Below are 15853 nucleotides of genomic sequence, written 5' to 3'. Positions count from 1 at the left end.
TTTTTTATTTTAGTATCACTTTTTGTGTTTTTTGAAGTCCGTTAGCTAAAGTTACTTTAACTACTAATGCACCTGAAGCATTATTTAAGTCGTTAATAATAACTTCTGATTTAAGGATATTCTTATTATCAAATATTACTCTTCCTAATAAATCGAAAATCTCGATATTCTTAATAACATCTTTAGTAGAAGTTACTTTTATATAGTTGTTCTTTGGAGCAGTAATGTTTAAATCTATAATTTCGTTTTGTTGTTCTACACTTAATAAGTTGTTTGTATAACGTAATACGAAACGGTTGTCTAATACACCATTTATAACATTAAAACTATATGGTTGATCACGTAAATTGTGAATGATGTTCAATTCTAAATCTTCTAAGTATATATCTTGTGTTTCATCTTCAAATAGTCCATCTACACTGTGAATTGCAATTGTGTAGTTTCCTGCAATAGGAATAACTGCGCCAATTGGTATTTGGTCTTCAGTATTAAAAGGTAATGGACGTCCTTGAATAAGCATACGCTCATCTTCAATTAATGAAAACAGGTTCATTGCATTGTTTTCTATTCCATAAGCATCGAACATTCGGTCTTTAGCTTGAGTAGCACCTTCAATATAACCAACTAAGCTTGTTGCTGTTTGGTTTGTAGGTGAGATGATACTTAGCCAGATTCTATGACGTTCTATATCTGGGTTAATACCTGATTGTTGTGTTCTGTAAAATTCACTATTATCATAAGATTTATGTCTCATATTATTATTGAAATTCACATCAGTATCTGCTGCACCATGATTCATCATCACGAAGAAACCTTGTCCTGAAGCAATATTTCCTCCAAAAGTACCAGCTCCAGAAGATGCACCAGAAGCGTTATAAGTTAGATAGTCATTAATATTATAGCTGAATTCATAATCCTCATAAAAAGGAGGTGCATTTGTTGTGTTTATTTGTGTACCATGAGTCCAAATATGTACTGCTCCTTCGATATTAGTATTTGCATTTAAGAAATCAATAGCATTTATTGCAGAAGGATATGGATTACCAATCAAGTTCCAGTTGTCATCATTTTTAGTTACCATTGTGCTAGATGAACCAGTATAATCCACTCCATCATAGGTGCCACTTGTAATAGGCATACTTATATTTCCATTATTGAATACTCCTCTAAATATTGTGTTTACAGGTGTATCTGCAGTATTGTCGCTATTACTTGTGCCTGCACGAACAATATACCCTTTTCCTATAGTCATGTTACCAGAAGCATAAGTCCAATCTCCATGTCCATTCGTATTAGTTCCAAGAGTTGGAATCCATTGCCATCTTAGATAGTTTGGAGTCGTAGGAGATATTCCTGCAATATCATAACTATCAATAGGAGAAGACCAATAGATGTAATCTGTATCTCTAACATTTGCTGAATTTCGCTTTACTTCACCTTGACCAGTATTAATAACATTATCTATTTGTATTAGACTTGCTTCATTTTCAATTTCGAAAGTACCTCCAGATCTAATGTCTGAGAAATTAACAATTGTTAAAGACCCTTTTGGTTGTATGGTTAATGTTCCTCCATTTTTAACAGTTACGTTTTTAGCATCACCATCAGTCGAGCCATCAATAATACTTGTATAGGTGTTAGAAACAATAACACAATTATCTGAAGTTGGAACTCCAATAGGTTTCCAGTTATTTGGATCGTTCCAATTAGTAAAGCTATTGTTTGGACCTTTAAAATATTTAGTGTTATTCGCAATAGAAACATCAGTAGAAGCACTACACCCATTACTTAAAATTGCTGTTGCTGTAAATGTAAAGTTCGTGTTTTCTAATTGTGTAGGCGTTGGTTTTACATAAATTGTAGCCACAGGAGCACTTGTGCCTGAAATATATGGAGTAGTTGCAGAAGCATCAGTATATGCATCTGCTGTGATACTCCAGTCGAAATTCGTGCTTAGTGGTTTTTCACCAAAAAGTTGAATGTTATCTAAAGCGACACCATCTGACCAGAAATTTGAATGATAATAAAATGATATAACTAAGTTTGGTTCATTTATATATGAAGATAAATCTAAACTCAATCGCTCAAATTTTGTTCCAACTCCAACATCAGTATTATAATCTAATCTTTCAGTGGTCCATGTACTTCCTCCATTTCTAGAAACTCTAACTGTTACATAATCTCCTGTTGGAGAACCTGAACTATCAGTCTCATAGTAATCTGAATAATACATGTCGAATTTAAGAGTAAGATTTAAGTAATCAATTGAACTTACAGTTGCAGATCTTAATTCATTTTGAAAAGGAATTGGATTACCACCACCATTTCTTGCATTAATATCTGAATTTGACATCACAAACTTATTTGCTCCAAAATCTGAAGCAATTGCTGGAAACCAAACTAATTTAGTTGGAATATAGGTGCTTGTATGTTGTGTCCATTCTGTACTAGAAATAGGATGCGTATTCACACTTGTTCCACTTGAATATTGATTGCTTGTAAATGAACCTAAGCCAGTTCCTTCAAAATCTTCATCTATTAAATAAACGGTTTCCTTATCACCAAAAGCTGTAATTTCAACAATTGTATCTTCACCACAGAGCAGAGGTGTGCTAGGTGTAAAATTTAATGTAGGAATGGGTTTAATATTTGCAATTATTTCAGTTCTTTTTAATGATTCACAACCGTTTATTGCAGTAACCCAATAGGAAGTTGTACTACTTATTGCAGGTGTTGTCCATGTACCAGTTGGATTTGTTCCACCCGTAAAAGTTGGTGCAGGAGTTAACGGACTACCTCCAGTTTCATTTGCATATATATTAAAACCTGTTATGCCTGATGATCCTTCAAATTCTAATAAAACATTTTGATTTGAGCCACAAGCTACACCATCAGTTACACTTGTAATAATATTAGTGCATTTTGGGACTACTTCAAATAAATAATCTTCAGTTTCTCCCCAATATACTATATTACCACATGGTCCATAAGTAGAACCTCCACCAGATTCACTCGCTCTTATTCTAAGCCTATAAAATCCAGTAGGTTGTGTTGATGGTATTACAAAACCAAATGTTGAAGATAATATGGTTTGGTTATCTGTGTCGTAAATTAAATCTCCGGAATCAGTAAAATCGCCATTTTTATTCCAATCAACCCAAGCTTTAACATGAACAGGATTTACTGGAATTTCATATTCAGCATAAACATTGACACCTTCACCTTGTGCTTGTTGACTAATATTCGCTAATGGTAAGCCTGAAAAATCTTGATACCCTGTAGGTGAACTAGAATAAGTTGATGAATTAGTGGTATTTTTTAGAGTTCCAACAAAATCTACTCTTCTAATATAGGTGTCATTTTCATATCCACTTGACACAGAAGGTGTGCAATAAGTAGCTGTACCAGTTATTTGACTCCCAGATAAAAAGTTTATGTTGTATAATGGACCACCAGTACAGTTTGTATTAAATGCATATACAAAGAAATGATATGTTGTAGAGGCAGTTAAGCCTGTAGCAGTAAAAGCCGTATTGTTATCGTTATCTACAACAGTTGCGCCTAAGCTAGTATCACCTATAGTATATGAAGTGCCATTAGATGGAGCAGTAGGTGTGGTTCCAGTTGTGTTCATTAAAACCAAATAGTTGTCAGCTCCAGGTGCTGCAGCTGCCGTAAAACTACCAGAAATACTATTTCCAGTAACACTACTAAATGTTAAATTTGTTGGTTGTGTAATTGGTGTAACACATGGTAAAGGTGTAGCTACTATTATAGTATAATCTTCAGCTTGCCCATAAGTATATGTAGTTGTACATGGGTCAATTGGATCTCCACCATAAGCTTTCATAATTCTCATGACTGTTGAACCAACTGATGCAGTTAAAGGGACATTAATAGTTGTACTTGCTTGAATTCCATCTATTCCAGTCGAGTTTGATATAGAACCAATGTATGTAGATTCTCCTAGGTCTGTAAAATCACCATTTTGATTCCAATCAATAAAGGCTCTAAAATGGTCTGTAAAATTTCCATCCGTGTTACCTTCAACTGTAATAGTATGAGTTGTATTTTGTAATACTGTAGTTGAGATTGTTGCTGTAAAATCTTCTAAATCTGGAGTGCCATTTACGACTTCTGAAGTCGTATTATTTATAGTTACAAAATTAACATTTGTAATAGGTTCTACATTCGTAACAAAATTTGGTATACAATAACAAGGTGTTGCTTTTGTTGTAAAACTCCATGTGGTTGGACTTCCAGACGAAACACCACAGGCTGTTCTTGGAACTATTCTCCAATAGTATGTTGTATTTGCTGCAAGAGTTACAGCATAAGAGTTTGTAGCTACATTTGCTGTTATTGAACCAGGTAAGCTACCAGCTCCAAAATAGACATCGTAACTTGTAGCTCCAGCAGCTGCAGTCCAAGTTAGATTTGATACGATTCCAGAACCTGCATAACAAATTCCTGTTGAACCATTTGCTGGACTTGGAGATGATACAACTGTTGAAATTGGGTTATTTACTATTACAGCTCTACTTCCAGAACCGTTACTCCAACAGCCAGTTGTATTGTTTTGTGCTCTTAGATAATATGTGCCAGATGTATTTACCACATAAGTTGCGCCACTATTTGTTGTAGATGTTCCATTTGCTGTTGTTTGCCAATACCAAGTAATACCACTTGGAGGAGAACCAACTCTGGATAAGGTTACACCAGTTGGGTTACATTGTGGAGAGTTACTATTCGGATTTACTGGGTCTGCAGGTAAAGGGTTTACTGTAAATGTACCTGCACTTGTTGCAGAACCACTTCCTGTAGTTACTGAAACCGTTCCAGTTGTACCTGAGCCTACAGTTACTGTAACTGTTGTAGCTGTATTTCCGGTAATTGTTGCAGCTGTTCCACCAATCGTAACTGATGAAGCTCCAGTTAAATTTGTTCCTGTAATTGTTAATGAAGACCCAACACATCCTGAACTAGTACTAAGACTTGTAATAGATGGAGGAACTGGAGAATAGATACAGATATTACCTGACATACTTCCATTATGATTATATCGTTGTATTCTTACTTTATATACTGTACTTGGGGTTGTTGCATAAGTAATTGTTTCTGCACCACCATTTCCATTATCATCAGCACATGCTAATGCAGCCATTGTTGGTGAACATGTTCCAGTAAAAAGAGTTAAAATTGCATCTCTTGAGTTTGGTGAATATGTAATTGTTGTCGTAGTACTTGTAGCAGTAAACCAACCCCAAGCATCATCTCTATCTGTGGCATTACATCCAGCAGCTGAATCCCAATAATCTGTATCATTACTACTTCCCCAAGCTGTTGTAGTACAACTTGAACCAACAGTTAATTCAGAACCAATTGCTGTCGAGCAATCATCTGATGGAGTTTGTCCAAAACTATAAGATGCAGATAGTAACGTTATAAAAATAAAATAAATTTTAAATTTTGCACACAAAATACGTGTCGACACTGAGAGAGAGTAGGATTGTTTCATATTAGTTTGGGGTCTAATTTTTTATCTGATTAATAAATATGCATTTGGTTTTAATACAAAATTTAATAATCAATAAGCAAACATAAAAAAAAAATGCAGTTCACCCATAGAAACTTGCATTTTATCGATGAAATACAGCTTTTTAGTATTCAATTTTAAAATTGAATACTAATTAATAGTATAGATAATAGTAATTAGCTTAATAAAAAAGCCCTCGATTTAATTAAATCGAGGGCTTGGAGTTAGTAATTAACTATATTTTACTGTTTTAATACTACTTTTTGTGTTTTTTGTAGACCATTAGTTAAAGATGCTCTTACAAATAGAACACCATCTGAATTACTAACGTCGTTAATGATAAACTCAGAAGCATTAACGTTTACATTGTTATATAAAACGCGACCTAGCACATCATAAACAGCAACACTCTTAATAGGTTCTGTAATTGAAGTTACTTTGATATAGTTATTATTAGGAGCAGAAATTTGAATACCAGTATTCATTTCATACTCTTCAGTACTTAATCTATCATTTGTATAACGTAATATAAAACGATCATCAAACTCACCTAGTTCTGTATTGAAACTATAAGGCGCAATTCTTAAATCATGGATAATACCATTATACGTATCTTCTAAATAGATGTCTTGTTGCGAACCATCAAATAAACCATCAACGGTATTGATTGCAATGGTATAATTACCATCTGCAGGAACTACTAAGCCTAAATGCACTAAATCAGTTTCCTCAAAAGGAATGCTTCTACCTTGAATAGACATCTTTTCTTCTTCAATTAATGAATAAAAACTTTTGTCAGATCCAGCATTTACATGACCATCAAATATTCGGTCTTTACTATTAGTAGCGCCTTCTATATAACCGACAAGAATAGATGTCGCTAATTCATTAGAATCTATAAGATCTAACCAAATACGATGTTTTTCAACACCTGAAGCTGGTTCAGAAGATTCATTTACTCTAAAAAACTGACTATTATCAATTGTTTCACTACGCATTGTGTTATTAAAAGTAATATTTTCTGATGTTGATGGAGTCGTATGTAGCATTTCTACAAAGAAACCTTGTCCAGCAGCTATGTTTCCAAAAGAAGAACCTGGAGGATTAGCTCCTGAACCATTGTAACTAATATAATCACTTCCATAATTATATAAAAAATCAGAATAGAAAGGACTACCATTACCGCGAATAGGTGTATTAGCGTGTGTCCAAAAATAAATAGTACCATCAATATGCGGATTGTTAATCGGTTTTATAAATTCAGCATAATCTATGGCTGAAGGATATGGATTTCCTATTAAATTCCAATTATCATCAGAAGAAGTAACTATCCGAGGTGAACCTGGAGTTCCATCATTATAATTAGAACCATTATAAGTTCCACGAGTTATAGGCGTTCGAACAATCCCATTTTGAGGTAGTCCTATAAATTCTGTTGTATTAGCAGGGAGAGGTACTGTTGGTAGAAGTCCTCTCACGATATAGCCTTTACCTTGAGACATGATCCCTGATGCAGGAATCCAATTACCATATTGAATGGTACTATTAACAAAAATTGTAGGATTCCATTCAAAAATGAGTTCTCCAGTTACAGCAGAGATGTCAGTGACATTAAAATCTTCATCAGTTGGTGATGACCAATATACGTAGTCGGCTGCACCTACACCAGTAGGAACAGTACGTTGCATTCTCATACTCCCAGTACCTGTATTCGTATTAACATCTACACCACTATCAATAATTTGTATCAAACTAGCTGAGTCTCTGATGTCTATTGTACCATCTAAATCTATCCAATCTGTTACCACTAAATTCGTATTAGATCTTACTTCTAGATAACCATTAGTAGCTACTGTTAAATTTAATGCATAAGCACCAAATCCTGCAGGAGGCGTAGGGATAGGAACATTAAGTATATCTGCAATTGGTGAACGATTATTCGAACTTGCAGGGTCAGGTATTAATACACAGTCAGAAGGTGTTGGGTGATTAGCCGGAGCCCAGTTCCCATCTTCATACCAATCTGTACTAATTGCACCAGTCCATGTTTTTTTAGTATCAATTAAAATAATATCATCTGTCAATGAAACAGCGCCACTACATAATGTGTAGTCTGATACTGCAATATAAGTATCTGGTGTATTAACCGTTACTGTGCCATCACCATTTCCAACTAAAACATTACCAGGAGCTACAGACCCTTGGTACCAAGTTATAGCATCAGGTGTTATAACAGCTCCACTAGGCGTAAAACGCCAAGCTTCGTTAGTTGTTTCCCAGTTAGGGTCTAAACCATTTCTACATGGAGCAGCTCTATATTGATTGTTTGGAGCTAAAGGAGTTATATCTCCTTGAATACCTACAATGGCATTTCCACCATTCCAAGGATTTACATTCCCATTTTCTATGGTTTTATTTTCAATAAATACTTCAATGATATTGGTAGTTTCATGAAGTACAATCATTGCTGTTTGTAATCTTGAAGAGTCACCATACAGTGGGATGTCGTGCCAAGCCATTCTAAATTCACGGCAAGGCGCAGTTCCAACTACTGTAGAGCTAATAGGATTTCCACCTAGAAATCTAGGGTCTAGGTCTTGATAAACACCATAAATCGTTTTTTCTACTAAACTAGATGCCGTAGAAGGGAGGTTGCTAGAAAAGGACCAACCAGAAGCGCTTCCAGGTATAATACTTTGGTCAAAAGTAAGATTGCCATTAGCGTTAGATAAACACTGTGTATAAGTCTCATCGTAAAAACAAAAAGGAAAGGTGATATTTGTTCTCGAAGGCGCCCAAACATCATCGTTAACAATATTTTGTGGTACTGAGAATCCAGAAGGAGCAAAATCTGCGGGGACTTTATTATACTGTATTTTTTCAGCAATATAACTTGTAGTTTCTCTTAAATTTGAATAGGCTACTAAAGTGACATCTCTTACATTACAATCTATTTGAGCCGTAGGATCTGCAACAAATGGATTTGCTGTAAATGGATCTGTACCTTGCACACCTGCAATAGTAGGACAAACGGTTGGAGTTGTTACTAAATCGGCACAACCTGTATTAAAACTGGTTGTAACCCAAAGACCATTATCGACCGCATTACACACACCTCTAACAAAGACATAATAAGTTGTTCCGGCTAGTAATCCAGTAAGTGGAACACTATTTCCAGCAGTTGTACCTGTAATATCTCCAGCTGGAGTAGAAGTAGAATCGTCTGTTGAAATAATATATTCATAACCATTTGCTGGTTGAGGGACAGGATGCGTCCAGCTTATTGTTGCCGTTGTACTTGTTGTACTTACTGCAGTTACTGCAATTGGATCATCAGTACAATTTAAAGGTGTAACTATAAGTGTATAATCATGAGTTTCACTAAGGTCATCAAATCCACAAGGACTTAAAGTAGTATTTGACCAGTCTGATCTCACACGCATTCTGTATGACCCAGCAGCAGCTGAACCTAAAACATTAAAACTGCCTGTTTGAGGATTTGCATAACCCCCAGAAAATACAAGTTCATTCGCATCAATAAAATCTAAATCGTTATTCCAATCGACCCAAATTCTGGTTGCAAAAGTTCCACCAACATGAACAGCAGAAAAATTAATAGGGCTACCAGGGAATTGCGTTACATTCATACCTGTAAAGTTACCATAACCATTAGTTGAAAAACCAGAACCAATATGATTAATATTTGTGCTTCCACCAGAAGTTGTGAAGTCATTTATATAATATGATGTGCTAGTTGACGAAGGCGTACAATAAGAAGGTACTACCGTTGTCGCATTATCATTTAAAGAAGACGTACTATATATTGGACCTCCAGAACATCCTGTATTATTAAAGGCATAGATATAAAAATAATAAGTTGTTGTTTGAGTTAAACCAGTAGCCGTAAAAGTGGTATTGTTATCATTATCTATTACTGTTGCTCCAGAAATTACATCACTAACATTATATACTACACCATTTGTAGGAGGAGGGCTAGGAGCTGTACCAGTTGTATTCATTAAAACTAAATAATTTGTTGCTGCCGGAACAGATACTGGGAATGAGGCAGCAATAAAGTCATCCTCTATGGTATCAAAAGTTATAGGATTAGCAGGTACATTAGGTGCAGTACACGCAGGAGGTGTACCTACACAAACATCAAACGTCGAATTTTGTCCTGTAAAGGCTGTCCAAGTATATACTTGAACAAAATACCAATTCCCTATGGTAAGACCTGTTATATCAGAGACATTATTGTCGTTACAAATAATTGCTGTAGATAAACTGCCGCAAGGACCAGCATCATAAACAGCATGATACATGTCTGTAGTACTACCAGATATATTAATTAGAGATACTCTGTGAGCTGTACTAGTTGCTTGAAAACGATACCAAACATCATCATCTTCTGTACCACCACAAACATCAATATTTGAATTAGTTGCATTTAAAACAGTTCCAGCTGTAACTGATGCACAAGAATAATCTGGGTTTACCGTTAAAACATCTGGAGTTGCACAATTATCATTTGCTGGTGGTCCAGGAGGGACACCAATACAAATATCAAACGTCGTGGTTTGAGCAGAGCTTGACCAAGAATATACTTGAACAAAATAAGTTGCTCCAATGGTTAAGCCACCAGTCGTACTACTTTCAGGATCAGAACAAGTGATAGCTGTATCTGGATCTGGATTACTACATGGGTTAAATGCGTAAATAGCATGATACAAATCTGTAGTGCTTCCAGCTATATTTAATAAATCGACCGTATGTGTTGTGCTAGTTGCAACAAAACGATACCAAACATCATTACTTGCTAATCTTCCACAACCACTGGTAGTAACACCAGAATCTGTGGCTTGAAAAAGTGTTCCAGAAGTTACTGACGTACAACTTTGATCTGGATTTACTGTAAGACCAATTGGGCCACCAGGTAAACATTCATCATTTGGAGGTGCAGACGCTACAGAAGTTGTAAAGGTAACAGGGCCAGTCCAAGAACTAAAACCAGTACCACAATTACTTCTTACATATACACTATAAGTTGTACTAGCTGTTAAACCTGTAACGTTAGCTGTTGTTACACCAGCTGCTGTAGAACCATTTGCTGCAAGACCAGTTGCTCCACTACCACCAGCACCAGAAGTTCTTACTTCCCATTGGTATCCACTTGCAGGAGGAGGACTTGCTGCAGGCCAGCTTATTGTAGCCGAAGTAGCTGTTATTGCTGATGCGGCATTTATAGATGCAGGTGCAGTACATGGAGGAGGAGGCGTCCAAGTTATTGTAATTTGTCCATTAGCTCCATTTCCACCAGGTCTGTCACCACTTGGGCCACCAGCTCTCTCTGCACCACCACCTCCACCACCTGGAATGTTTCCTATAGTACCAGCACTACCATCACCACCAGCACCTCCAGTACCACCATTAGCACCATCACCACCATCACCAGCTGGTCTTCCACCACCTATATTTCCGTTGTCTCCTGTAGTATTTATTGTACCTCCAGTAGCAGTACCTCCAAGAATTGGACCAGCACTACCATTCGCAATTCCACCAGCACCACCACGAGCTGTTAATGCATTTACAGTTGTATTACCACCAGCAGTACCATTGCCAGTTGACCCGATACCTCCAGCACCAATTACATAATTGATAGTTGCACCAGGGGTTACTGTTATAGTTCTTTCTGCGTAAGCGCCACCAGCACCACCATCACCACCAGTACCATTATTTGTTCCACCACCACCAGCACCACCACCACCCCAAACCTGCATGGTTATAGAGGTAACACCTGCAGGAACAGTCCATGAATTTGGTGCAGCTGGATTGTTATCGGTAAAGGTTTGTGCAAAACTTACAGATGAAACACCTATAAGGAAAAGTAATGATAAAAACAGTTTGCTAAATGTTGATTGCTTTAATAAGAAATCGGGAGTGTTGTTTTGTTTCATGTTATGTCTTTGTTAAAAAAGCAATTTATATGGCTGCTTTTTAGGTTGCTATAATTCTAATTCTTAAGGTTAAAACAAAAGTTTTGCCTTGTTATATATAACAATGAGGTAAGAAGGAGTAGCTTGGGGCTATATGTTTTTATTTTATATAAATATGAAAATATATCAATAATGGTGTAAAATAATAAAAATATGTGGGATATATAATTATTAGGAATACAAATTATTGATATTTTATTAACATAAAAATATTATAGTTTTACAAATAAATAGGTATGTAAATCAACTAATCGATAAAATGCTTGATTTTATGGTTGAATAGAGCTTTCAAATTGATAATCAATTAATTGAAGAAGTTGTTTCTGTCTAGGACTCGATTGATGAAATGGAGTTAAACCATTTAAAATACATGCTAATCTTATAGTTTTAGTACCTGTGTTTTTTGAAGTCTTAAAATAATTCCAAAATATAGCATCATTCTTTTTTTTGTATAAAAAAAAGCTGGACAATGTTTCCATTGTCCAGCTTAATTAATGTTATCCGTTTATAATCTAAATAAGATTATTTAGGATTTTTATTTCAAAATCTAATTGGCAATAATTAATTTCTTAATTGATATACCAGATTCTGTTACTACACGTACAAAGTATAAACCGTTAGACACATTTTGAGTGTTCATTCTGTATCTTGGGTTTTGTAAATTAGATTCTGCTTTGTTAATTAACAACTTACCAGAGAAGTCCATCATTTGGATTTCAAGGTCAGAGTTTAAGTAATTAGTAAGATCTAATTCCACTTCACCGTTTGATGCAGGGTTTGGATACATTGTCCATTCTCCTAAGCCACCATTATTTGCAATTGGAGCTACGCCACAATTAACATTAAAATACCACGTTGTAGCCGATGAGCTACCAGATTGACAACTTACAGAACCATCTGTTTGTATTGTAACAAACATATTTCCACTTGGTGCTGTAGCAGTATCACCTGATAAATTATAACCATAGGAAGTACCGTTTTGATAAACGATTGTTCCAGATGCATCAACTCCGTCATAAATGGTTAAGAAATCATACGTTGAAGCTTCAATTATTCCAGAGTTAAACTCTAGAGTTAATGGAGACCCATTAGAAGACGTGTACAATATGCTTGATGATTCATTATTTCCATAACAGTATTCTTGTGTTAATACTGTTCCACAAACTACTTCTCCACCTAGAGGCTCTGGAGGTAATGGACAAGAAACATTTAATGTAAATTGACCTGCATTACTTGACCAACCTGTTACATAAATATAGTATATGGTTCCAGCTTGCGATGCAAATGTAACTTGAGAACTTGTACCACAAAAATCATCATTTGCATCAACACAAACTAATCCACTACAGTTACCAGAAAATACGGCTAATTTAGTGTCGTATGAAGAGCCACACAGACTAGCAATCATATCACCTCCTGTGCCTTCTACTTTGTAGAATCTACCTGGAGCTGTGTTTATTGAAACAAAATCGCAACTATCAAAATCATTTACGTCAAAACCAACAGTTGTATCTGTTACAGTATCTCCACAAGAAATAGACTCAGCAAAAACACAAGCTTGTGGTGGTGGTGGTGGTGCCATACACGTTAATGATAACGTGAAATCTCCAGAACCAACATTTGTAAAGCTTGAAAAAGATGTTACAAAAATATAATATGTTGTTCCTACAACTGAAGTGAATTCGTATTCTGATGATGTACCAAATCCTGAACAAGCAAAATTATCATCATCTGAACCATTACAGCTAATAGAAGAAGCATCACCTTCAAATACAGATATATAAGTATCCCATGGCGTACCACAAGTACTAACAATAATGTCGTCTCCTGTACCTTCAAAAGAATACCATACACCAGCCGCATCATTGATTGTTCCTGTACAAGAAGCTAAATAATCGTTAATATAACCATCTGTTAAAACATTACCAGTTATAGAGCCAGTTGAGCAATTGATTGGAGTTGAATCTGCAGCCCATGGAGATTGAACAGTTGTAAAACTATTAGACTGATCACAACCTGTAGCAGAACCATTGGCATTATAAGGTACAACAGTTACATAATACACTGAATTAAAATCTAATCCATTTAACGTGTAACTTAAATCTAATCCAACATCTAAATTGTCAACTACATCTGTACCTCCTGGAGTCGTTCCAACAGATAACACATAACCAACTACAAATCCAGTTGCTTGTCCCCAAGAAATTTCAATAGTTGTAGGGATATCTATAGCACCTGGAGAAGGAACTTTTAATAAAGAATCACATAATGGAGGTGTATCACAAGATACAGCAGGTCCATCACAAGATCCAATAGTATCACCATGATTTAAGTGTGCTTGAACCGCATTAGGTGAAATACAAATTTCTTCACCGTTGTGGCATACCGTTACTTTATCTTGGTTTCCATTTCCATTAGAGCAGCTAACATCAACAACTAAAACAGTTGTCATTGCAGTTGAAGTACATCCTGCAGCATCTGTTGCAGTTACTTGGTAAACTGTATCTTCTGTAGGATTTACAGAAATAGTTGCTCCTGTTTGTCCATCACTCCACGCATATGTGAAACCTCCAGCACCAAATAGTCCAGTTGCTGTTAACTCCGTACTTGCTAAAGGAGCAAAGCTACTATTGTAAACAGATTGACAGTTGCCACTACTAATTTCTACATCGCAAACACAATCTACAGTTAGATTATATGGACCAACACTAGAAGCAAAGAATCCAGTAACATATACATAATAAGTCTCTCCAGCATTAGAGCTAAATGTAATTTCAGATCTTGTGCCAACACCACCATCATCGTCAGAATCTAAACATATTAATGAACCACAAGAACCAGAATATAAGGCTAATTTGGTATCAAAACTAGAATCGTTAGTGTCTATAATGATGTCTCCACCAGTACCAACAACCGTATGCCAAACACCTGGTCTATTTCCAAATGTATTACCAGCACATGAATCTAAGTCATCTATAGTTGCAAATTCCGTATTACCTGAATATGTTTCACCACATCCTACTGCAATAGCGCCATCACAATCGTTATTATCTGGAGGGCAGTTGTAAACAAACGATCCTAAATTAATATCGCAAGATGCATCTGCATGTACTACTGTTAAATTAACAGTAGAGCCATTAGCAAATGGACCAACCGTATTAACTCCAAGATCATTAATTACCCAAGTGTTTGTACCATCTGTAATAGATTGAGCATCGCCACCTGAAGAAATATCTACATCTACATAGTATCCTGGAACAAGGTTATCGCAATCTGGAACAATTTCTGTTCCTGCAATAGTAGCTTGCTGACAAAGAGGTGCAATTACCTCTATATCTAAATCTATAGCTGTCATATAATTCCCACTATCACATGGATCGGCACCTGCATTTCCAAAATCTGAACCGTGTATACGCATTCTGTGAACACCAAGAGGAGCTCCAGCTGGCATAGTGAAAGATAAATCTAAATTTCCACTAGCATCAACAGAAGTAACTAAATCTCCTGCATCAAAAACTAAATCATCTCCAAAATCAATCCATACAAAAGTATTGTAACCATAAGTATGACCATAAGAAAGACTTACATTAGCAGTTATCCCTTGTTGTAAAGCAACAGGAGGATTTCCACTTAGATCCTGATAATATGCAGGCATTGATATTGGGTATACAGTAGCCCCTACAGTAATAGATGTAATACCAGGAGTATCTTGAAAACTTCCAGGTACAGGTGTACAATAACCAGAAGGTGCTGCACATGAAGCTGTAAGACTAGAAATACTAGATTGAGCTCCAGCTCCCACTTGAAGATTATTACTGTCCAGAATTCTGTATGAGGTTTCGTAACCATAAGATCCGCCTCCATGCCATGTTGTGGAAATATTATCTCCATCATTAACAGCAAATGCCATGCTCTGTGAAGAACCAGACATTGTAACTCCAGATAACACGGCGTTACCATTTACATAGACGCTCATGGTGTTGCCATTCCATCCATCACCCCAAGAGTCATTCATCTCCAGTGTGTAATTACACGACTGCGAATAACCTGCAAGTGAGAACATTAAGAATAGCAAAAATGCCATCCTTCCAAATAAATTGTTTGATTTTTTCATAAATTAATTAAAATTAGTTAATAACTTAGGTACACTTTTGAGATTTGGACACCAAAAAGAAGTTAGGAATTTAGGTTTGTAGAGTAGATTGGGGTAAGACTTTAAATATATATACATTTTTCATTAATGTTAAAGAAATAATAATTTTTTCGATGAAATGCATGATTTTCATATGAATAGACGTTAATTTCTTGCAGATAAATCATCTTA

The 15853-nt window shown here is 35.8% G+C and carries 4 protein-coding genes; all 4 read right to left on the bottom strand.

Translation table 11 applies throughout. The features are described from left to right. Nucleotides 1-4 precede the first annotated feature (4 nt). Nucleotides 5-5518, bottom strand: coding sequence for a GEVED domain-containing protein (locus tag LX78_RS13105; protein ID WP_109683224.1), 5514 nt, complete (start codon nucleotides 5516-5518; stop codon nucleotides 5-7). A gap of 260 nt (nucleotides 5519-5778) precedes the next feature. After that, nucleotides 5779-11490: a fibronectin type III domain-containing protein gene (locus LX78_RS13100; protein WP_109683222.1), complete on the bottom strand. Its 5712-nt coding sequence runs from the start codon at nucleotides 11488-11490 to the stop codon at nucleotides 5779-5781. Between the two features lie 308 nt (nucleotides 11491-11798). Next, nucleotides 11799-12008 carry a hypothetical protein gene (locus LX78_RS13095; protein ID WP_109683221.1) on the bottom strand — a complete coding sequence of 70 codons (210 nt, stop codon included), beginning with the start codon at nucleotides 12006-12008 and terminating at the stop codon, nucleotides 11799-11801. Nucleotides 12009-12076: 68 nt separating this feature from the next. Beyond that, on the bottom strand, nucleotides 12077-15643 hold the full coding sequence (locus LX78_RS13090) for a T9SS type A sorting domain-containing protein (protein ID WP_109683219.1): 3567 nt from the start codon (nucleotides 15641-15643) through the stop codon (nucleotides 12077-12079). Between the last annotated feature and the right edge of the window lie 210 nt (nucleotides 15644-15853).

The sequence above is a fragment of the Xanthomarina spongicola genome (assembly GCF_003148645.1).
In the GTDB taxonomy this organism is placed as follows: Bacteria; Bacteroidota; Bacteroidia; order Flavobacteriales; family Flavobacteriaceae; genus Xanthomarina; species Xanthomarina spongicola.
The sequence above is the reverse complement of the archived record's forward strand: the minus strand, read 5'-3'. Positions and strand labels throughout refer to the sequence as shown.

Bases quoted from the DNA above. Each gene is read 5' to 3' on its own strand.
- LX78_RS13095 (WP_109683221.1), bottom strand. From the start codon at position 12,008: ATGGAAACATTGTCCAGCTTTTTTTTATACAAAAAAAAGAATGATGCT.
- LX78_RS13090 (WP_109683219.1), bottom strand. From the start codon at position 15,643: ATGAAAAAATCAAACAATTTATTTGGAAGGATGGCATTTTTGCTATTC.
- LX78_RS13100 (WP_109683222.1), bottom strand. From the start codon at position 11,490: ATGAAACAAAACAACACTCCCGATTTCTTATTAAAGCAATCAACATTT.
- LX78_RS13105 (WP_109683224.1), bottom strand. From the start codon at position 5,518: ATGAAACAATCCTACTCTCTCTCAGTGTCGACACGTATTTTGTGTGCA.